The following is a 19,285-nucleotide window of genomic DNA, read 5'->3' on the forward strand; positions in this document are numbered from 1 at the left end:
TCGACAGGTCGGGTTGCAGCGCGTGCAGCGGTGTTCGTGGGGGCGGGCAGCGGCTGCTGCATCGCCCCTCCAACGGAAGCCGACGGCCGCGGGCCACCGCCCTGCCTGCTGATCGAGCCGGTATAGGTAGTGTCGAGACCCGTGCCGACATCGCCCGGATAGGGCTGGCTTGCGGGTGCCATGGCAACGCTGCGGTTCGTCGACCGTGCGTCGGCAAAGTCGCTGGACTTGAAGCGCGATAGATCGGAACTGCATCCTGCCGCCACGCCGCCGATCAAGATGACTGCGGCTCCGCGCAGAAGCGCGCGATCGAAATTCCGTGCAATACAACGCATTTGACTACCCGCGTACCCAATACCTGAACACGGGCAATTAAATCGCGTTAATGTTACTCAGCGGTTAAGCCGCGCGTGGAAATTGCGGAGAGGCGCAATGAGCCGTGCGATCAGATCGCTTCCGCGGCTCCCTTGACCAGCGCTTGAAGGCGTACGTTTGCAAGGTCTGTGCGCTCGAAACGACTGCCAACCTTCTCCAGCTTCGCAACCGTCTGAATATCGTCTCCGGGGCCGATTGGCGCGATCATGATACCGCCAGTCGAGAGCTGGTCGACAAAACGCCGCGGCAATTCATCGAACGCGGCCCAGGAAACGATTCGGTCGAAGGGGCCATCGGCGGCGGCCCCATCCAGGCCGTCGGCATGGCGGGCAACCACATTGGTGATGCCCAGCTGCTCCCAGCGCAACTGCGCCTCCACCCCCAGCGTCCGGTAGCGGTCAAGTGTGAGCACCCTCCCCGCCAGTCGCCCCATCACGGCGGCGGTAAACCCGGAGCCCGTTCCGATTTCGAGGACCCGAAGCCCGGATGAAAGCGCCAGTGCATCGATCACCTGCGCCTGCAGGTCGCAGCCCTCCATGGCCTCGCCGCAGGCAATCGGCACCATGCGGTCCGACCAGGCGAGCGCGTGCCATTCCGAAGGCAGGAAGCTGCCGCGCGGCGTCGCCTCCATCGCAGCGAAAAGCTCCTTGCCGCCGACCCCGCTCGCGCGCATGCGCAGCATGAAGGCGGCAAAGCTCTCGCGCTCCTGCCCCGGCTCGTTCATGCCAGTGCCTTGGCCAGTTGGTCGCGCACCTCGTGCGCCGTCAGGTCGAGATGCAACGGCGTGACCGAAACATAACCGTCGCGCACCGCCGCCTGATCGCTGCCCTGGCGGATGTCGGCCTGCTTGCGCCCGAAACGCAGCCAGTAATAGGGATAGTTTCGCCCGTCGCGGCGTTCTTCCACGTTGAGCCCGTGCACCATCTTGCCCTGTGCCGTTACCAGCGTGCCCTTGGCCTCTTCCGGCGCGCAATTGGGGAAGTTGATGTTGACCAGCACCCCCTCGGGCATGGGCCGCTCGATCAGCTTCTTCAGGATCGGCGGCGCAAGCGCCTCTGCCGTCGCAAAGGGAATGTAGCGGCTCTCATCGGTGAAATCGTAGGCCTGGCTCAGAGCAAAAGACGGAATGCCAAGAAGCGTCCCCTCCATCGCGCCGGCCACCGTGCCGGAATAGGTCACGTCGTCGGCAATGTTGGTGCCATTGTTGACGCCGGAGAGGATCAGGTCCGGCGGCGTGTCCATCACATGCCGCACCCCCATGATCACGCAGTCCGTGGGCGTGCCGCGCAGGGCAAAATGCCGGTCGTCGATCTTGCGCATCCTGAGCGGCTCGGACAATGACAGCGAATGGGCAAAGCCCGACTGGTCGGTCTCGGGTGCCACCACCCACACATCGTCGCTCAGCGTGCGGGCGATCCGCTCCAGCGTCGCCAGTCCTTCAGCGTGAATGCCATCGTCATTGGTCAACAGAATGCGCAAAGTCTCAGTCCTCTAATGCTTCGATTTTCTCCAGGCCGCCCATATAGGGTTTCAGCGCTGACGGTATCGTGACACTGCCATCCTCGTTCTGGTAATTCTCCAGAACCGCGATCAGAGCCCGCCCGACCGCCGTTCCCGAGCCGTTGAGCGTGTGCACGAAGCGCGTCTGCTTCTCACCCTCCACGCGGTAACGCGCATTCATGCGCCGGCCCTGAAAATCGCCGCAGACCGAGCAGGACGAAATCTCACGATAGGCGTTCTGCCCCGGCAGCCACACTTCCAGATCGTAGGTCTTGCGTGCGCCAAAGCCCATGTCGCCGGTGCACAGCACCATGGTGCGGAAGGGAAGATCGAGCTTCTTGAGCACGGTTTCGGCGCATTGCGTCATGCGTTCATGCTCGTCAATCGCGCTTTCGGCATCGGTGATCGAAACGAGCTCCACCTTGTAGAACTGGTGCTGGCGCAGCATGCCGCGCGTATCGCGTCCCGCAGAACCCGCTTCCGAACGGAAGCACGGCGTCAGCGCGGTAAAGCGCAGCGGCAGCTTTTCGCCATCGAGAATTTCCTCGCGCACCAGATTGGTGAGCGAGACTTCCGCCGTCGGGATCAGCCAGTGATCGTCACCGGCGCGGAAAAGATCTTCGGTAAACTTCGGCAACTGCCCGGTGCCGAACATCGCATCGTCGCGCACCAGAAGCGGCGGCTGGACTTCCGTATAACCATGCTCCTGCGTGTGCAGATCGAGCATGAACTGCCCAAGCGCACGTTCCAGACGGGCAAGCTGCCCCGAAAGCACCGTAAAGCGCGAGCCCGAGAGTTTCGCCGCGCGCTCGAAATCCATCTGGCCGAGCGCTTCGCCGATCTCGAAATGCTCCCTGGCCCAGTTGGCGCGCGTCGGCTCGCCATGTTTGCGCACTTCCACATTGTCGTTCTCGTCAGCGCCAACCGGCACATCGTCGAGCGGAACATTGGGAATGCGCGCCAGCGCGTCGTTCAGCGCCGCATCATGGCGTCGCTCCTCGGCTTCACCATTCTGCACAAAGCTCTTCAGCTCCGACACCTCGGCCTTCAGCTTCTCGGCAAGCTCCTTGTCGCCGGAAGCCATCGCCTTGCCGATTTCCTTGGAAGCGGCATTGCGGCGCTCCTGCGCTTCCTGAAGTTTTGTCAGGTGCTGGCGGCGCGCTTCGTCGAGCGCAAGAAGTTTTGCGCTTTCAGGGTCCGCGCCGCGCTTCTTCAGCGCTTCGTCCAGCGCCTGCGGGTTCTCGCGAATCCATTTGATGTCGAGCATGTCAGATTTCCAATCGCGGAGAGATTGCGGTGAACCGCCTCGAACGCGACAGGAAAGCCTGCAAATCTAGGCGGTCGGCTGGTCCGCTTCGTCGGTGTCGTCCTGCGCGGTCTTTTCCTTCTCGCGCTGGCGCTCGACCATACGGGCGGCCCAGATGGCAATTTCGTAGAGAAGGATGGTCGGAAGCGCAAGACCGATCTGGCTCACCGGATCGGGCGGCGTCAGGATCGCCGCCGCCACAAAGGCCGCCACGATCGCATATTTGCGCTTGTCGGCGAGCCCCGTCGAGGTGAGAAGCCCCACCCGCGCCATCAGCGTCGTCACCACCGGAAGCTGAAACACCAGCCCGAAGGACAGGATCAGCGTCATGATCAGCCCGAGATACTCGGAAACCTTGGGCAGGAGCGAGATTTGCACAGTGTTGTCCGGCCCCACCTGCTGCATGGACAGGAAGAACCACATGACCATCGGCGTGAAGAAGAAATAGACGAGCGCTGCGCCAATCATGAACAGGATCGGCGAAGCGATCAGGAACGGCATGAACGCGCGGCGTTCGTTGCGGTAGAGGCCAGGCGCCACGAATTTATAGACCTGCATGGCGATCACCGGAAAGGCGAGCACCAGTCCGCCGAACATGGCAAGCTTGATCTGGGTGAAGAAAAATTCCTGCGGCGCGGTGTAGATCAGGTCCACCTTGTCCGCGTCTAGCCCCGCCCACTGGGTCGCCCACTGAAACGGGATGACCAGCAGATTAAAAATCTGCTTGGCAAAGAAGAAGCAGACGAGAAACGCCACAAAAAACCCGGCAAGCGCCACATCAGGCGCGAGCGGAGCTCGATCAGGTGGTCGATCAGCGGTGCGGAAGACTGATCGATGTCGTCGTCACGTTCGGCGTTCACGGCTTGGCTCCGCTGGTCTTCTTCGCCGGAGCACGCTTCGCCGCACCCGCCGCTTTCGTCTTGCTGGCCGCTTTTGGCTTGGCCGTCGTCGCGGGCTTCGTTGCCGCTGCTTTGGTCGCCCTCGGCTTTGCTGCCGTTTTCGTCGCCGTGCGGGGCTTGGCCGTGGTCTTGGGCTTCGCCTCATCCGGCATCCGGGTTGCGCCCGCCTTGGCCGGCTCCGCCGCATGCGGCTCCTTTGACGCCGGCGGACCGGATTTCGCCGACTGCGGCTTCATCGCCGCATCGAGACCGGACCGGATCTCCTGCCCGACCTTCTCGATCGGGTTCAGATGTTTCTTGATCTCGTTGCGGGGATCGAGCTTGCGTGCGTCATCCACGAGGGATTTGACGTCATCAAGCTCGGCCTCCTGCAGCGCTTCATCGAACTGCTTGCGGAAATCACCGGCCATGGTGCGCAGTTTGGAAGTCGTACGCCCAAAAGTGCGCAACATGCGCGGCAGGTCCTTCGGCCCGACCACGACGATCAGGACGATGGCGATCACCATGATTTCGGGCCAGCCAAGATCAAACATAGGTCACCGGAACGGATAGCGGGAAGTGGAATCGCCGCGCGAAACGCAGCGAATCAACCGGACTTCTTCTTGCTCGGCTTGCTCGCGTCCTTCACCGGCTCATCGGCCTGATGTTCGACCGTCTTGGTCGTGTCCTCATCATCGTCGGACATGCCCTTCTTGAAGCTCTTGATGCCCTTGGCCATGTCGCCCATCAGCTCGGGGATCTTGCCGCGTCCGAAGAGAAGCAGCACCACGACGAGCACGATAAGCCAGTGCCAGATTGAAAAGGAACCCATGATCAGTCTCTTTCACCAATTGCCATTGATTTGATTTATGCGCTTTCGCGCGATGTTTCAAACGATTGTCTCGCGAATACGAGAACATCGGTCGGAACCACGTTCAGCCAAATGTCCCGCACGCCCGGCTGCAACTGTCCGCAGCGCACGCGCGCCCGCACATGCCGGTCAGCCCCCGGTATCGCAAGTTCGAGAAACTCCACCACACCGAGGAAGCGTCGGGAAACGACGCGCGCCGGCACGGAACCGCGCTCCTGATCCACCTGAAAACCGGAAAGGCGCACCGCCACCGTCGCGTCGGCCCCTTCCTCCAACCCGCCCGCCGGAAACCGCCCCAGAGGCGTTTCCACGCTGCCGGCGTGCACCCGCCCGTCAAACTCGTTGATTTCCGAAAAGAAACCGGCAACGAAGAGATCCGCTGGCCGGTGGTAGAGCTCTTCGGCGGTTCCCACCTGCACAAGCTCTCCCCCTTTGAGCAGGGCGATCCGGTCGCCCATGCGCATTGCTTCTTCCGCGTCATGCGTCACCACCACTGCGGTGGCCCGGCTTTGCCGCAGAATGGCCAGTGTTTCGGCGCGCACACTGTCCTTCAGGCGCGAGTCGAGGCCGGAGAATGGTTCATCCATCAGGAGTACGGCCGGGCGCGGCGCCAGCGCCCGCGCCAGCGCAACACGCTGCTGCTCACCGCCGGACAAGACATGCGGATAAGCATCGGCATATCCCTCCAGCCCAACCCGCTCCAGCGCGATCATTGCCTCTTTCTGGGCTTCCTCGCCCGAAAGCGCGGTCAGTCCAAAACGCACATTGTCGAGAATGGTCAGATGCGGAAACAGCGCAAAGTCCTGAAACACCAGACCGATGGACCGCTTCTCCGGCGGCAGAAAAACATCAGGCCCGGCAATTTCCCGCTCATTCAAAAACACCTGGCCCGAGCGCTGCGCCTCGATGCCGGCGGCAATCCTGAGCAGAGTCGTCTTGCCGGAACCCGAAGGCCCGAGAAGACAAAGCACCTCACCGGGCTCTGCGCAGAGAGACACGTCCCTGAGCGTCTGCGCTCCCGAAGCATAGGAATGGCTGATATTCTGGAAAGAAAGACGCGCCGCGAAGCTCACGCCGGCCGTTCCACGCGCCGAACTTTGCTTCTTAATGTCCATGCACCGGTATCCCTGGATGGATCGCAGGCGGCCCCTGTCCCGCAGGACTTCCGTCAATCATCCTCAGCGAGCGGTGTCAACAGACCAAGTTCTTCCAGGTCGATATCCGTCAACGGATCTTCATCTTCTGTGAGTTCATCCGGATCGGTCATTGGCTGCGGCACCGAGAAGTTGGCCGGCATTCTGGCGGAAAGCAGCCCGGCCCCCTTCAATTCGTCGATGCCCGGCAGATCGCGCAGCTCCGTCAGCCCAAAGTGATCCAGAAATTCCGTGCTGGTTCCATAGGTTACCGGGCGCCCCGGTGTGCGGCGGCGGCCGCGCATCTTGACCCAGCCCGTCTCAAGCAGAATGTCGAGTGTGCCCTTGGACGTTTCGACACCGCGAATTTCCTCAATCTCGGCGCGTGTTACGGGCTGGTGATAGGCAATCACCGCCAGCATCTCGAGCGCGGCACGCGACAATTTGCGCTGCTGGACGGCGTTCCGGTTCATGAGGAATGACAGATCGCTCGCCGTCCGAAAGGCCCAGCTGTTTTCGACGCGAACGAGGTTCACCCCGCGCTTTTCATAATCGCGCTGTAATTCCGTCAGGGCTTCGGCGACGTCCGTTCCATCCGGTAGACGCTCAGCCAGTATCCTCTCGGGCACCGGCTCCGCGCTGGCGAAAACAATCGCCTCCACCATGCGTTTGGCCTCAAGCAGATGCGGCGAGCGCACCTCGCGTGCCTCGGTCTCCTGCTCGCCCTCACTGGCGGCAAACGGAACCACATTGCTGTTTTCAGTCATCGGCATTCTCAAACAGGCTGGCCGGAGCCTTCTTGCCCGTGCGCATATAGAGGGGCGCGAAAGGCTCCTGCTGCCGAATTTCAAGGGCCCCTTCCCGCACCAGTTCGAGAGAGGCAGCAAACGCGCTTGCAGTGGCGGTCGCCCGCTCCTCGGCACGCGTCATATAACGGATCAGAAAATGATCCAGCGCAGTCCAGTCGCCGAAATCACCGATCATCCGCACCAGGATTTCGCGAGCCTGCTTGAGCGACCAGACACCCCGCTTGGCAATGCGCACATTCGTCACCGCACGCCGTTGACGCTGCGACGCATAGGCGGTCAGCAGGTCGTAAAGAGACGCGGTAAAAGCGCTTTCCCTCTGCACGATCACCTGTTCGGGCATGCCGCGGGCAAAGACGTCCCGGCCCAGCCGGTTGCGATTAACGAGCCGCGCCGCAGCATCCCTCATCGCCTCAAGCCGCTTCAGCCGGAATTGCAGGAGCGCTGCCATTTCCTCGCCGGTCGGCTCTTCATCCTCGGGCTTCTTGGGGATCAGCAGGCGCGACTTCAAATAGGCGAGCCAGGCCGCCATGACCAGATAGTCGGCCGCCAGTTCCAGCCGCATCTTGCGCACTTTTTCGATGAAGGCGATGTACTGCTCGGCAAGGGCAAGAACGGAAATGCGCGCGAGGTCCACCTTCTGCGTGCGCGCCAGATGCAAAAGCAGGTCGAGCGGACCTTCAAAACCGTCGACGTCAACCGTCAGCGCAGGCTCGGAGACACCATGCTCCTTTGCCTGATCGTCCCACAGCTTGTCCATGGGTGCCGGTTTGACGGCCGATTTTTCAGCGTTCTGCGCCAAGCGTCATTGACCCTTATCGTCAGGCGACCGCCGCGAAGCACTCCTCGAATTCCGCGCGCGCGGTCAATTCTTCCGTATCATCCCCGGGTTTCAGGCAGGCCAGAGCACGATTGGCCCGCTCCAGGCTCTTGCCCGACAATTCAGGCGCCTTTTCGGCGACAGCCTGCATTTCCGGCATAATGCCATGACAGTGAAGGACGAGATCGCAGCCCGCCGCAAGGATTGCTTCCGCCCGTTCAGAGAAATCCCCAGAAAGTGCGTGCATCGACACGTCATCGCTCATCAGAAGCCCGTCAAAGCCGATCTCGCCGCGGATGATGTCGCGCACCACCTTCCCTGAGGTGGTCGCCGGACGCTCGGGATCAACCGCATGGAAGACGATATGTGCGGTCATCGCCATCGGCAGGTCCGCCAGCGCCTTGAACGGCACGAAATCGTGCCCGCGCAGGGCATCCAGCGGGGCCGTCACCTCGGGCAGCGCCTTGTGGCTGTCGGAAAAGGCGCGCCCATGGCCCGGCATGTGCTTCATCACCGGCAGAACACCGCCTGCCATCAGCCCCTCGCTCGCAGCGCGTCCAAGTGCAATCACCGTCTGCGGGTCATGCGCATAGGCGCGATCGCCAATCACGTCATGGGCACCTGCAATAGGCACGTCGAGCACCGGCAGGCAGTCGGCCGTAATCCCATAGCGTCTGAGGTCCATCGCATGCAGGCGCGACATCAGCCAGGCCGCGCGCAGTCCCGCTTCCGGGCTTTTCGCGTAGATGCGGCCGAGTTCGGAGGCCGTCGGATAGCTGCCTGCCATGGGCGGGCGGATGCGTTGCACCCTGCCCCCTTCCTGATCGATGAAAACCGGCGCATCGGGCCTCCCGACACTGTCGCGCATGGATGCGACAAGGTCGCTCAACTGTGCGGGCTCGCCGACATTGCGCGCAAACAGGATAAAGCCCCACGGCCGCTCATCACGATAGAAGGCGATTTCATCCGCCGTCAGTTCTTTCCCCGTCGCTCCGAGGATCATGGATTTTGATTCGCTCATGTCATCAGGATAGCCGGGCACGCGAATCTGGAAAAGAAAACAAAAACCGCCGCACGATGGCGGCGATTTTCGCGTATCTTTTTTTGGGCCTTACTTCGAAACGAAGCAGCTTCCTCCAGCGGATTTGAGCTGTGAACACAGGCGGATCGCGTCATCCTTCGAAGCCGAGGGAATACGCACGCGGTAGTACGTGCCCTTTCCGGCGATGTCGGCCTTGACGATGTTCACACCCTTACCGGTTAGAAGGCCTCCATAGCGCTGCGCCATGTCCTGATATGACTTTTGCGCGGCTTCAACGGTCGGCTGCGAGGAAATCTGCACCGACCAGCCATCCGTGCCCGAGGTTACCGTTGCCGGTGCCTGCGCGACAGGTTGTGCCGGCTGGCTGGGAGCTGCCGCCACCTGGGCGGGCTGCGTTCTTTCGGTGGCAGGCTGCTGGGACTGCGCCGGCGGCGCTGCGGGCCGTGATGTGGGAACGGGCGCCGTATCCGGCACATTTGTCGCCGCAGCATCCGTGTCACCTGTTGCGCCGCCCGCCTGATCGGTCGCCGCCAGGCGTGCATCGGGCGTGGCTTCCACGTTCGCCTGCTGCTGCGCGTTGGCGGCCGGGCTTTGCTCAACCGGCAGAGTGTCACTGCCGGTGCCCGCCGCAACGTCTGCATTCTGTGCCGGGGCTTCCGGCTCACGAGGTACGATTGTGCCGTCCGGCCGCACCACCATGGTCCGGACGCGTCGCGGTGTCATTGCTGTCACCGGCTCGCTGGTCGGAGACACGGAATCATCCGCGCCCGGCACCAGACGTTCTTCAGACTTCGGCGCCGCCTGAGGCACGTCGACCGGCTCCTCGGCCGTTGAAACCAGCCGTTCCTGCACCGGGTTGTCGCCCGCCTCAGAACCGGAAACCCGCTGATAGACCTGATTGTCCTGATTGGGCACCTGCTGTCCGCCAGGGTTGTCGGGCTTCACCTTGACCGGCTCGTCATCGGCACGGACCACAACCGGTGCGGAATTGTCTTCACCGCCACCGCCAAAAGCGAACACTCCGACAAGTGCTAGGACGGCAATGCCACCGAATGCACCCGCCATTGCCAGGTTGCGGCGATTGCTGAACAGGCCCGGGCGCGCTGCACGGCCGGCCGCCATTGCCGGAGCGGCTGCACCGCTCACACCGTCGAAACGCTCGGAGGGGTCGTCCCAGGATGCCATGTCCGAAACCACGAACGCGTCGGCAGCGTCGGCATTTCTCTTGTCAGCCGGTCCTGCTTCATCCTGCTCTGCAAACCTATCCGGCTCGGGAAAACTGCCCGCAAAGGCCGTCTCGAAACCGAAATCGTCATCCTCACGAACGGGTTCGCCCGGCTGCAGGGCAGCGGCTGCATAGGCGTCATCGGGCATTGCAGGGAGCGGCTCCTCGCCGCCATCCGCCGGAGTTGCATCCGGCAGGCTTTCACTGTCGCCGAAAGCGCGTGCCAAGGCGCGCTCCAGATCGTCGGCTTCGGCCTCCGGCGCGCGCTCTGGCTCGCTCAGAAACTCCGGAATATGGGCGGTATCTTCCACCTGCACACGTTCATTGCCCGGTACGTCCACCGTATCGATGTGTGGCACGGATGGCTCACCAGCCGAAACGACCGTCTGAGAAGGCTCTTCGGGCTGCAGCCAGAACGGCGCAGAAAGAGATGCGTCAACCGGGTCCTCACCGGAAGCCTCGTCGGCCTCCCGATCAGCGGCCCCGGGCATGGTCCAGACAAGGTCTGTCGGCTCGCTCTCAGTCGCCTCTGGCTGCAGGGCCGGCTCGGCCACTGCATGCTCATCGAAAACCTGGGCAGAAAGCTGCTCTTCCAAGCTTGCGGTAAAGTCGTGCTCTTCGCGCGCAACATCGCCGTCGACGGCACTCGCACGCTCTGCCCCCTGCGCTATTGAGGAGGCAAACGCCTGGGGAGAAAGAAACGGATCGGCGCTTACGGCATTGTCTGGGGCCGATCCGGATTCAATCGGCATGTCGGGCTGTCCAGCCGCTTCGATGTCATCGAAGATACCCGGTTCATCGTCTGCGGCGCGCTCTGCTTCCCCCTCATCGGCCTCCACAGGATCAAACTCATGTGAGTAGGAAGCCTCCGGGCTCGCTGGCTCATCCATCTGATCTTCGACCGCATTGTCGGGGCTGAACCAGCCCTCGGCAGCCAGCGAAGCTTCAAGATCGTTGTCAAGCTGCGCGAAATCCTGCTCGCCGAATTCGAGATCGCCACTGTCTTCCGGCTCATTAATCGGCTCTTCGCGGGGCTGTTCTACGACGCTGGCAGGTGCAGAAGGCTCGCTCGCATCAAGCTCGAACTCTGAAAAATGCTGCTCGAAATCATCGCCCTCAAGCCCCTGTGCAGGCTCGGAAAGCCGATGGCCCACCTGCTGCGGCTCTGAAAGGGTCGAGACATCTTCAGCCGGTTCCAGGCGCATCTCGCGGTCGAAACTGGAGCGAAGCTTTCGTCGAGCTCATCGGCCATGTCGGCAGCCACATCGACGTCCGCAGCCATATCGACCGAAGGTTCCTCATGCACCGACACCGCCTCACCGGCAGCCGGTTCGACATCGAAACGCCAGTCACTCGATTGCCGGGGCTCCCAGTCGTTCTGGGCACCCTTTTCTTCGTGAACCTCGTCGGAAAACTCCGCCAGATCGCCCAGCAGTTCGTTTTCGAGCTCAAGTGCGAGGTCATCGCCCTCCTGCTCGGTTTCACTGCCAGACACCTCGCGCGCCGTGGATCGTGCCCCATGATGCGGGTCAGTTCCGCAAAAGGGTCATCCTCAGAAAAAACGGCGCTGTCCGCGCGTTGGTTCGAGCTATGATCTGCCATGCTTTTTTCCGCACTCACACTCGGTAGACGCCCGCGACGTCGTACAATTGTCGGGTACCAGCGCAATGTGGGCAAAAGGTGACAGACTACCGCACCCCTTACGGGATGGGGTCAGCGCATCTCAGAAGGCGCCTCCGCCCCGATCAACGCAAGTCCGGATGTCAACACATCTCGAACTGCCTGCACCAGACCCAGTCTGGCATAGGTCAATTCTGGATCGTTAACCTTAACAAAACGTAAGTCAGCTGTCTCGCTACCTCTGTTCCACTGGGCATGGAACAGGCTGGCCAGGTCGTAAAGGTAGAATGCAAGCCTGTGCGGCTCCATTGCCTGGGCAGCGCTTTCAACCAGTCTCGGATACTCCGCCAGCTTGCGCACGAGTGCCATTTCGCCCTCGTCGGTGAGTTTGCCAAGCTGCGCTTTCATCTCTGCACGGCTGAAATCGGTGACGCCGAGCTGCTCGCCCGCCTGGCGGAAAGCAGAATGGCTGCGCGCCGACGCATACTGAACGTAGAAGACCGGATTGTCCTTTGACTGTTCGGTTACCTTCTCAAAGTCGAAATCAAGCGGAGCGTCGTTCTTGCGATAAAGCATCATGAAGCGGATCGGATCACGCCCGACTTCGTCCACCGCCTCTCGCAGGGTCACGAACTCCCCTGCCCGCTTGGACATGCGCACGGGCTCGCCGCCACGGAACAGCTTCACGAGCTGGCACAGAAGCACGGTCAGATCGACCCTGTCCTCGGCCAGCGCACGCGCCACGGCCTGCAGCCGCTTGACATAGCCGCTGTGGTCGGCGCCGAGCACATAAATCAGATGCTCAAAGCCCCGATCCAGCTTGTCTTTCATATAGGCGACATCGGCAGCGAAATAGGTGAAGCTGCCATCCGACTTCATCAGCGGACGGTCGATGTCATCACCCACTTCGGTGGACCGGAACAGCGTCTGCTCGCGATCTTCCCAGTCTTCGGGCTTCTGCCCCTTCGGCGGCGGCAGCTTGCCCTTGTAGACATGCCCCTTCATGGTCAGGTCGTTGATCGCCGACCTGATCATTCCACCATTGCCCTCATGCAGCGAGCGTTCAGAGAAAAACACGTCATGGCGGATGTTGAGCGCGGCAAGGTCGTCGCGGATCATCCCCATCATGCTTTCGACAGCCCTGTCCTTGACGATGGTCAGCGCCTCGGTGGCCGGCATCTCCAGAAGTTTCGTGCCGAATTCCTCGGCGAGCGTCCGGCCAAGCGGCTTCAGATAATCCCCCGGATAGAGCCCTGCGGGAATTTCGTCGATCTTCTCGCCCAGGGCCTCGCGGTAACGCAGCATCACCGACTGACCAAGCACGTCGATCTGCACGCCCGCATCGTTGATATAGTATTCACGCGCCACGTCATAACCCGCGAAGGCAAGGAGATTGGCGAGCGCATCGCCCACCACGGCGCCCCGGCAATGGCCCACATGCATCGGCCCGGTCGGGTTGGCCGAAACATACTCGACATTCACCTTCTCGCCCCCGCCCATCTGCGAGCGGCCGTAATTGGTGCCAAGATCCAGCATTTCGCCAAGCCGCGCTTGCCAGAAGCTGTCGCTGAGCTTCAGGTTCACAAACCCCGGACCGGCCACGGTGGCCGCTGCCACATCAGGATCGGCCTCGAATGCCCTGGCAATCTTTTCGCCAAGCGCACGCGGGTTTTCACCGACGGTCTTTGCCAGCACCATGGCCGCATTGGTCGCCACATCGCCATGACTTGCATCACGCGGCGGCTCCACGGCCACACGCGAAAGGTCGAGCGCCTCGCCGCTGCTGGAACGCAGGTTTAAAGCTTCAATGGTCTTGGCGACCCGATCTGTGAAATCGGCGAAAATGTTCATGGACGATGTCCTGAAAAATGAATCTTTGTCATCCGCCCTCCGGCGGAATTGCGGTTGGCACTAGCTCAATTCAGGAGTCTGGTCAAACAGGCGCCGGTGTTCCTTCACCGCATAGGTGTCTGTCATGCCCGACAGAAAATCGGCCACCAGCCGTGCCTTCTCCCCATCATCCACCTGGCCGAGACCTTCCCGCCATCCCTCAGGCATCTCGCGGGGACTGGCGAAATAGGCATCGAAGAGATCCTTCACGATCCGGTCGGCATGTGCCCTGACGGCAACCACCGCTTCGTGGCGATAGAGATTGGCATAAAGAAAACGCTTCAGTTCCTTCTCGTCGGCGGCCATGCGCTGCGAAAACGCAACGATTGTGCAGCCCGCATCATGGACCGCATCGGCACTTGCCGGTTTCAGGATACGGAGCCGTTCCCGCGAAGCAACGATCACATCCTCCACCATGGCCGTGATCTGGCGCCGCATCAGCTCGTGCCCACGACGCACGGGGTCAAGGTCGGGATAGCGGCGCCCCACCTCCGCCAGGATCGCTCCGGGCAGCCTCACCTCTTCCAGCATTTCAAGCGTCAGGAGCCCCGAGCGCAGACCATCATCGATGTCGTGCGCGTTATAGGCGATGTCGTCGGCGATCGCCGCGCACTGCGCTTCGATACCGGCAAAGCGGGCCAGTTCCAGATCGTGGCGCGCCACGTAGTCGAGAATGGACTGCGGCACAGGACCATCAAGCCCCTCGCCCTCGGCGTTCGTCAGCGGGCCATTGTGCTTGACCAGGCCTTCCAGCGTCTCCCAGGAAAGGTTCAGACCGTCGAATTCCGCATAGCGGCTTTCAAGCTCGGTCACGATCCGCAACGACTGCGCATTGTGGTCGAAACCACCCCAGCGCGCCATGCGCTCGTCGAGCGCATCCTCTCCCGTATGCCCGAACGGGGTGTGGCCGAAGTCATGCACCAGTGCGATGGCTTCCGCCAGGTCCTCGTCGCAGCAGAGCGCCCGCGCCAGGGCGCGCGCAATCTGGGCCACTTCAATCGAATGGGTCAGCCGCGTGCGATAATGATCGCCTTCATGGGCGATGAAGACCTGGGTCTTATGCTTCAGACGACGAAACGCGGTCGAATGGATTATACGATCCCGGTCGCGCTGAAATGGCGTGCGCGTCGGGCTTTCCGGCTCCGCAACAAGCCGCCCGCGCGATGCTGCCGGGTCCGTTGCGTAAACGGCGCGCGGGCGATAGCCAAAACCGATGTTCTGCAACCCCTGTTCACTGTCCATAGTTCGCAACACCCTGTCGGACAAACCGTTTCCGGCTCGCCATTGCCCTCGTCCGAAACCCGACCGCATCGCTCAGGTTGACTTGCCGCCTGCGGCTTCATACCTATTCTATGAACACGAACGCAAGGTGACCGTCAGGACAACCATTATGGGCATGGACGCGGGAACGGAAATGAAGAGCGTTGAACTGACCGAGGCAGCGGCGAAGCGCATCACGACCATCCTCAGGGACGAACCGGGCAAGATCGCCCTGCGCGTTTCCGTGGAAGGAGGCGGATGCTCTGGCTTCTCCTATGCTTTCGATCTGACCGATCAGCGCAATGACGACGACCACGCCATCGAGCGGGACGGAGCCACCGTCCTGATCGATGATCTTTCACTCGTCTATATGGGCGGGTCGGTCATCGACTTCGTCGACGATCTGATCGGCCAGTCCTTCCAGATCAAGAATCCAAACGCCGTCGCCTCCTGTGGCTGCGGAACCAGTTTCTCGATCTGATCTCAACCGGTTTCAGAGAAAGCGCCGCGTGCTCTCCACGCGGCGCTTTTTCACATGTTCGGTCGACTGTCCTCACCGAGCCCGTTTCTTCCTCGCCATCCGGTCAGTCATCGCCCTCTGCCCCTGCCTCCCGCGGCAGGATCAGGTTCAGAACGATCGCCAGAAAGGCCGCAGGCAGAAGCCCGGAGGTCATGAGAATCTGTGCCGTCTTCGGCAGATGCTGGAGGGCTCCTGGTTCAAGCTGCAGTCCCAGCCCGACCGACAGTGAAACGGCGAAGATCACCATGTTTCGCCGGTTCCAGTTCACATCCGCCAGCATGTTGATGCCGGCTGCCGCCACCATGCCGAACATTACGATCACGCCCCCGCCGAGCACCATGATCGGCACCGTCGAGATCAGCGCGCCCACCTTCGGGATGAGCCCGCACAGGATCAGGAAGATCGCACCATAGGTCACCACATGCCGGCTCATTACGCCGGTCATGGAGATCAGGCCGACATTCTGGCTGAACGAGGTGTTGGGCAGACCGCCGAAAATACCCGCAATCGCCGATCCCAGCCCGTCCGCATAGGTTGCCCCGGAGATTTCTTTCTCCGTCGCCTCGCGGCCCGCTCCGCCCTTGGTGATTCCGGAAACGTCCCCCACCGTCTCGATGGCCGAGATAACAGCCATGAAACACATGCCGATAATGGCCGGGGCGGCGAGCTCGAAGCCCCATTTGAACGGCACCGGAACCGCCACCCACGAGGCATTGCCCACATTGGAGAAGCTCACCATCCCCATGGCAAGCGCCACGACATAGCCCGCGATCAGGCCGAGCAGCACCGCCGCGATCGACCACATGCCCCGCGCAAAGAATTTGAGAAGCAGCGTGACGACCACCACGACCAGCGCCACGCTCCAGTTTTGCAGAGTGCCGTATCCCGGCTTTCCGATCAGCGGGACGCCGCCAGCGGAATACTGGATTCCCACCCGAATGAGCGACAGACCAATCATCAGCACGATCAATCCCGTCACCAGAGGCGGCAGCGCAAAACGCAGGCGTCCCACGAAACTGCCGAGAAAGAAGTGGAAGATACCGCCAATCACGACACCGCCCATCAGCGCTCCCATGGCGGCCACGCCCTGCCCCGCGACAATCGGGATCATCACCGGCAGGAACGCGAAGCTGGTGCCCTGAACGATCGGCAGGCGTCCACCCACCGGGCCCATGCCGATGGTCTGGAAGAGGGTCGCGATGCCGGCAAACAGCATCGACATCTGGATCATGTAGATGAGGTTGGGAAAATCCGGCGAATTGGAGCCAAACCCGAAACCGGCAGCCCCCGCCACGATGATCGCCGGCGTCACATTGGATACAAACATCGCAAGTACGTGCTGGATGCCAAGCGGCACAGCCTGAAACAGTGGCGGCGTATAGTCGGGATTGCTTAAGTCAGCAGGCGACAGCTCATCGCCGCCGGTCATCGTCGTCTGTGTCATTTGTGTTCCCCGATTGTGCTTCAGAAACCTGAAATCTTTTTGGGCGAAGCATCGGACACAAACGCGCACGCTTCTATCTATATTTTTTTGAAAGACAGCCAGATTTCAAACACAAGTTGCACGAAGCGCCAGAGAATCTACCGAAGGAAATTCTTCAACATTTTCTGCTTGTATCGTCGCTGTTTCGGCATCGCTGCAAGACCTGGAAGCCGATACGAGCAACATGCCCACTCTGATCGAAAGACGCCGAACACCTCATGCTCTCACTTCAGGCTCTAAAGAGGTCCGCCCGATACGAGCTGATCCGCGCTGGCTTGGAGGGGACTGCCCTCGCCCTGCGGGCCGGCCTGCCATTGGCAGATGCGCAGCGCGGTGTCATTTTCGCTCTGCATCACGTTGATCCTGAAAGCACGGCCAGCTGGGTTCCCAATGCGTGGCTGAGCATAACGCCAACCTTCCTCGAAGAAGCCATCCAGGTGACCCGCGAAGAGGGGCTGATACCAATCACACTCGAAGAGCTTCCAGAGCGGCTTGCCGACCCTGCGGACACGCGCCGTTATGTGTGCTTCACACTTGACGACGGCTATCGGGACAATGCGCGCTTCGCCGCCCCTGTTTTCCGGCGTCAGGCCATTCCGTACACCGTCTTCCTTACATCCGGCTTTGTGGAGCGCTCCAGGTCAATCTGGTGGAAGACGGCGCAGGAACTGGTCATGAAATCGTCCAGTGTCGACCTCTCGCCCTGGGGCTCCGATGAGCGCGTCCACCTCGAAAGCCGCGCCGACAGGGTCGGCCTGTTCGACCGGTTGTCCAACGCCGTAAGCGATGCAGAAGACGAAGACGCGGCGGTCGCCCGGCTCGACACACTGGCCCGGGCCCATGGCATAGACCCGCTGGCGATCACCGAGCGCCTCACAATGGATGCCGGCGCGCTTGCCGAACTTGCTGAGGATCCCCTCGCCAGCTTTGGCGCACACACACTCACACACGCAAACCTGCGCAAGGTAAATCCGCAACGCCTGCAACACGAGATGATGCATTCGGCCGGGAAGGTACGAGACTATGTTGGCGCCGCTCCGGCGACCTTCGCATATCCCTATGGCTACCCGTCCGCCGTCGGTGCGCGCGAGATCGCCGCTGCAAGGGAAGCCGGCTTTGCCGCTGCCGTCACCACAGAGCCCGGCCTGCTTTCGCAGACATCCCGCGACGCTCAGACAGCACTCCCCCGCGTATCGCTCAACGGTTTTTACCAACGCAAACGCTATGTGCGCGCACTCTTGTCCGGCCTGCCGTTTCGGCTGCGGCGGCGCTGAACCCCCAACGGATCATCGCACGGCACGACCTGTCAGTATCCTTCATAAGGCGGTTGCGGCGCCTTCCCGACCCACCTAAGAAAGGGTTGAGTTGTGGAAGGGCCCCATGAAGATCGCTACCTGGAACATCAACGGCGTCAAGGCGCGCATCGACAACCTCCTGCACTGGCTCGAAGAGTCCAGCCCGGACATCGCCTGCCTGCAGGAGATCAAATCCGTGGACGAGCTCTTTCCGCGCGAACCGATCGAAGCGCTCGGCTACCATGTGGAGACCCACGGCCAGAAAGGCTTCAACGGTGTGGCCCTCCTCTCGAAAATGCGCTTCGACGAGGTCAATCGCGGCCTGCCGGGCGACGATGGTGACGAGCAGGCGCGCTTCATCGAAGGTGTGTTTTCCACCGACAGGGGCGCGCTTCGGGTCGTCTCGCTCTATCTGCCGAACGGCAATCCCGTCGACAGCGAAAAATTCCCCTACAAGCTCGGCTGGATGGAACGGCTTGAAAAGTGGAGTGTCGAACGGCTCAAGCTTGAAGAACCGCTGGTTCTGGCCGGCGATTATAACGTCATCCCCGAGCCGGAAGACGCGAAAAACCCCGACGCATGGGTGGGCGATGCCCTCTTTCGCCCGGAAAGCCGGCAGGCCTTTCGGCGTCTGGGCGCTCTGGGCTTCACCGATGCGTTGCGCGCCGTCAATCAGGACGACGGAATCTATACCTTCTGGGATTATCAGGCCGGTGCCTGGCAGAAGAACAACGGCATCCGCATCGATCACCTCATGCTGTCGCCAGAAGCCGCCGACCATCTGGGATCCGTCACGGTCGAAAAGCACACGCGCGGCTGGGAAAAGCCGTCTGATCACGTCCCCGTCGTTCTTGATCTGAAATTGCGCCCCGCCTGAACGCCAGGCTGCATTAGCCCCAGGCAATGGCCGCGGATCGCAGTCTGTGCTAACATGATTGCGTTATGACCATGTTACGGCACGCTGGGATCGCCGCATTGGCGGTCGCGCTTTCCCTGCCGGTCGCAGCCTCCTCTGCGGCCGAATGCCAGTGCCGCGCCAATGGATCAGCTTTTCGTCAGGGAGAAACAACCTGCCTCGCACTTCCTGACGGGCCGCGTCTGGCACGGTGCGAGATGGTTCTCAATAATTCGTCCTGGAAAATTCTCGATCAGGCCTGCCTCCAGACGTCGAAGCATCTGGAAAGAGAAAGCCCGATGACGGTGGCGCATTACGGCGCCCTGTTTGGTGGGGACTGAAGCAATTCCAAGAAAAGTGGAAGCG

General features: G+C 61.5%; 18 protein-coding genes and 2 pseudogenes. 4 read left to right on the forward strand and 16 right to left on the reverse strand.

Going from position 1 to position 19,285, the window contains the following annotated elements; genetic code table 11:
• The 15 genes and pseudogenes from JCM21793_RS26000 to JCM21793_RS14040 all read right to left on the reverse strand — a co-directional run.
• Nucleotides 1–335, reverse strand: a pseudogene (locus JCM21793_RS26000) (peptigoglycan-binding protein LysM); the annotation flags it as partial.
• 110 nt (nt 336–445) lie between these two features.
• Nucleotides 446–1,099, reverse strand: coding sequence for a protein-L-isoaspartate(D-aspartate) O-methyltransferase (locus tag JCM21793_RS13975; RefSeq protein ID WP_025030764.1), 654 nt, complete (start codon nt 1,097–1,099; stop codon nt 446–448).
• Nucleotides 1,096–1,854, reverse strand: a complete 759-nt coding sequence (gene surE, locus JCM21793_RS13980) for a 5'/3'-nucleotidase SurE (RefSeq protein WP_025030765.1) — start codon at nt 1,852–1,854, stop codon at nt 1,096–1,098. The genes JCM21793_RS13975 and surE overlap by 4 nt, the downstream gene beginning before the upstream one ends.
• Nucleotides 1,855–1,858: 4 nt before the next feature.
• Nucleotides 1,859–3,142, reverse strand: a complete 1,284-nt coding sequence (gene serS, locus JCM21793_RS13985; protein WP_025030766.1) for a serine--tRNA ligase — start codon at nt 3,140–3,142, stop codon at nt 1,859–1,861.
• A gap of 66 nt (nt 3,143–3,208) precedes the next feature.
• A pseudogene (tatC, locus tag JCM21793_RS26005) lies at nt 3,209–4,041 on the reverse strand (twin-arginine translocase subunit TatC).
• On the reverse strand, nt 4,038–4,613 hold the full coding sequence (gene tatB / locus JCM21793_RS13995; RefSeq protein WP_007008241.1) for a Sec-independent protein translocase protein TatB: 576 nt from the start codon (nt 4,611–4,613) through the stop codon (nt 4,038–4,040). Before tatB ends, tatC begins: the two are co-directional and overlap by 4 nt.
• A 53-nt stretch (nt 4,614–4,666) precedes the next feature.
• The gene (locus JCM21793_RS14000; protein ID WP_007008242.1) at nt 4,667–4,891 is read right to left on the reverse strand and encodes a twin-arginine translocase TatA/TatE family subunit; all 225 of its coding nucleotides are present in this window, start codon (nt 4,889–4,891) and stop codon (nt 4,667–4,669) included.
• A gap of 35 nt (nt 4,892–4,926) precedes the next feature.
• Nucleotides 4,927–6,045: an ABC transporter ATP-binding protein gene (locus JCM21793_RS14005; protein WP_025030767.1), complete on the reverse strand. Its 1,119-nt coding sequence runs from the start codon at nt 6,043–6,045 to the stop codon at nt 4,927–4,929.
• Between the two features lie 53 nt (nt 6,046–6,098).
• Nucleotides 6,099–6,830: an SMC-Scp complex subunit ScpB gene (gene scpB, locus JCM21793_RS14010; RefSeq protein WP_007008244.1), complete on the reverse strand. Its 732-nt coding sequence runs from the start codon at nt 6,828–6,830 to the stop codon at nt 6,099–6,101.
• On the reverse strand, nt 6,823–7,629 hold the full coding sequence (locus tag JCM21793_RS14015) for a segregation and condensation protein A (RefSeq protein ID WP_007008245.1): 807 nt from the start codon (nt 7,627–7,629) through the stop codon (nt 6,823–6,825). Before JCM21793_RS14015 ends, scpB begins: the two co-directional genes overlap by 8 nt.
• A gap of 61 nt (nt 7,630–7,690) precedes the next feature.
• Nucleotides 7,691–8,710 (reverse strand): beta-N-acetylhexosaminidase, encoded by a 1,020-nt coding sequence (gene nagZ, locus JCM21793_RS14020; protein WP_007008246.1) that lies wholly within the window; start codon nt 8,708–8,710, stop codon nt 7,691–7,693.
• A 90-nt stretch (nt 8,711–8,800) separates the two neighbouring features.
• Complete coding sequence (locus tag JCM21793_RS14025; RefSeq protein WP_162175223.1) at nt 8,801–11,110, reverse strand: SPOR domain-containing protein; 2,310 nt, start codon at nt 11,108–11,110, stop codon at nt 8,801–8,803.
• Complete coding sequence (locus tag JCM21793_RS29500; RefSeq protein ID WP_162175224.1) at nt 10,996–11,451, reverse strand: hypothetical protein; 456 nt, start codon at nt 11,449–11,451, stop codon at nt 10,996–10,998. Before JCM21793_RS29500 ends, JCM21793_RS14025 begins: the two co-directional genes overlap by 115 nt.
• Before the next feature lie 218 nt (nt 11,452–11,669).
• Nucleotides 11,670–13,427: an arginine--tRNA ligase gene (gene argS / locus JCM21793_RS14035; protein ID WP_025030771.1), complete on the reverse strand. Its 1,758-nt coding sequence runs from the start codon at nt 13,425–13,427 to the stop codon at nt 11,670–11,672.
• A 60-nt stretch (nt 13,428–13,487) separates the two neighbouring features.
• A complete protein-coding gene (locus JCM21793_RS14040) occupies nt 13,488–14,708 on the reverse strand; it encodes a deoxyguanosinetriphosphate triphosphohydrolase (protein ID WP_025030772.1) in 1,221 nt (406 codons plus the stop codon).
• 148 nt (nt 14,709–14,856) lie between these two features.
• On the opposite strand from JCM21793_RS14040, the gene erpA reads away from it, so the two are divergent.
• On the forward strand, nt 14,857–15,207 hold the full coding sequence (gene erpA, locus JCM21793_RS14045; protein WP_025030773.1) for an iron-sulfur cluster insertion protein ErpA: 351 nt from the start codon (nt 14,857–14,859) through the stop codon (nt 15,205–15,207).
• A 103-nt stretch (nt 15,208–15,310) separates the two neighbouring features.
• On the opposite strand, the gene JCM21793_RS14050 is transcribed toward erpA, so the two are convergent.
• Complete coding sequence (locus JCM21793_RS14050) at nt 15,311–16,690, reverse strand: uracil-xanthine permease family protein (protein ID WP_036540399.1); 1,380 nt, start codon at nt 16,688–16,690, stop codon at nt 15,311–15,313.
• A gap of 257 nt (nt 16,691–16,947) precedes the next feature.
• On the opposite strand from JCM21793_RS14050, the gene JCM21793_RS14055 reads away from it, so the two are divergent.
• The 3 genes from JCM21793_RS14055 (at nt 16,948) to JCM21793_RS28305 (ending at nt 19,260) form a co-directional block, all read left to right on the forward strand.
• Nucleotides 16,948–18,003, forward strand: a complete 1,056-nt coding sequence (locus JCM21793_RS14055; RefSeq protein WP_025030775.1) for a polysaccharide deacetylase family protein — start codon at nt 16,948–16,950, stop codon at nt 18,001–18,003.
• A gap of 106 nt (nt 18,004–18,109) precedes the next feature.
• Nucleotides 18,110–18,901, forward strand: a complete 792-nt coding sequence (gene xth / locus JCM21793_RS14060) for an exodeoxyribonuclease III (RefSeq protein WP_007008251.1) — start codon at nt 18,110–18,112, stop codon at nt 18,899–18,901.
• Nucleotides 18,902–18,999: 98 nt separating this feature from the next.
• Complete coding sequence (locus tag JCM21793_RS28305; RefSeq protein WP_025030776.1) at nt 19,000–19,260, forward strand: hypothetical protein; 261 nt, start codon at nt 19,000–19,002, stop codon at nt 19,258–19,260.
• The last annotated feature ends 25 nt before the right edge of the window (nt 19,261–19,285 follow it).

The sequence above is a fragment of the Nitratireductor aquibiodomus NL21 = JCM 21793 genome, assembly GCF_000615975.1.
Taxonomy (GTDB): Bacteria; Pseudomonadota; Alphaproteobacteria; order Rhizobiales; family Rhizobiaceae; genus Nitratireductor; species Nitratireductor aquibiodomus.

Excerpts from the sequence above, each read along its gene's own strand:
- JCM21793_RS13975 (WP_025030764.1), bottom strand. The coding sequence starts at position 1,099 with ATGAACGAGCCGGGGCAGGAGCGCGAGAGCTTTGCCGCCTTCATGCTG.
- JCM21793_RS14040 (WP_025030772.1), bottom strand. The coding sequence starts at position 14,708 with ATGGACAGTGAACAGGGGTTGCAGAACATCGGTTTTGGCTATCGCCCG.
- scpB (WP_007008244.1), bottom strand. The coding sequence starts at position 6,830 with ATGACTGAAAACAGCAATGTGGTTCCGTTTGCCGCCAGTGAGGGCGAG.
- serS (WP_025030766.1), bottom strand. The coding sequence starts at position 3,142 with ATGCTCGACATCAAATGGATTCGCGAGAACCCGCAGGCGCTGGACGAA.
- JCM21793_RS14050 (WP_036540399.1), bottom strand. The coding sequence starts at position 16,690 with ATGACACAGACGACGATGACCGGCGGCGATGAGCTGTCGCCTGCTGAC.
- JCM21793_RS14000 (WP_007008242.1), bottom strand. The coding sequence starts at position 4,891 with ATGGGTTCCTTTTCAATCTGGCACTGGCTTATCGTGCTCGTCGTGGTG.
- tatB (WP_007008241.1), bottom strand. The coding sequence starts at position 4,613 with ATGTTTGATCTTGGCTGGCCCGAAATCATGGTGATCGCCATCGTCCTG.
- JCM21793_RS14055 (WP_025030775.1), top strand. The coding sequence starts at position 16,948 with ATGCTCTCACTTCAGGCTCTAAAGAGGTCCGCCCGATACGAGCTGATC.
- JCM21793_RS14005 (WP_025030767.1), bottom strand. The coding sequence starts at position 6,045 with ATGGACATTAAGAAGCAAAGTTCGGCGCGTGGAACGGCCGGCGTGAGC.
- nagZ (WP_007008246.1), bottom strand. The coding sequence starts at position 8,710 with ATGAGCGAATCAAAATCCATGATCCTCGGAGCGACGGGGAAAGAACTG.
- erpA (WP_025030773.1), top strand. The coding sequence starts at position 14,857 with ATGGGCATGGACGCGGGAACGGAAATGAAGAGCGTTGAACTGACCGAG.
- JCM21793_RS14015 (WP_007008245.1), bottom strand. The coding sequence starts at position 7,629 with ATGGACAAGCTGTGGGACGATCAGGCAAAGGAGCATGGTGTCTCCGAG.
- argS (WP_025030771.1), bottom strand. The coding sequence starts at position 13,427 with ATGAACATTTTCGCCGATTTCACAGATCGGGTCGCCAAGACCATTGAA.
- xth (WP_007008251.1), top strand. The coding sequence starts at position 18,110 with ATGAAGATCGCTACCTGGAACATCAACGGCGTCAAGGCGCGCATCGAC.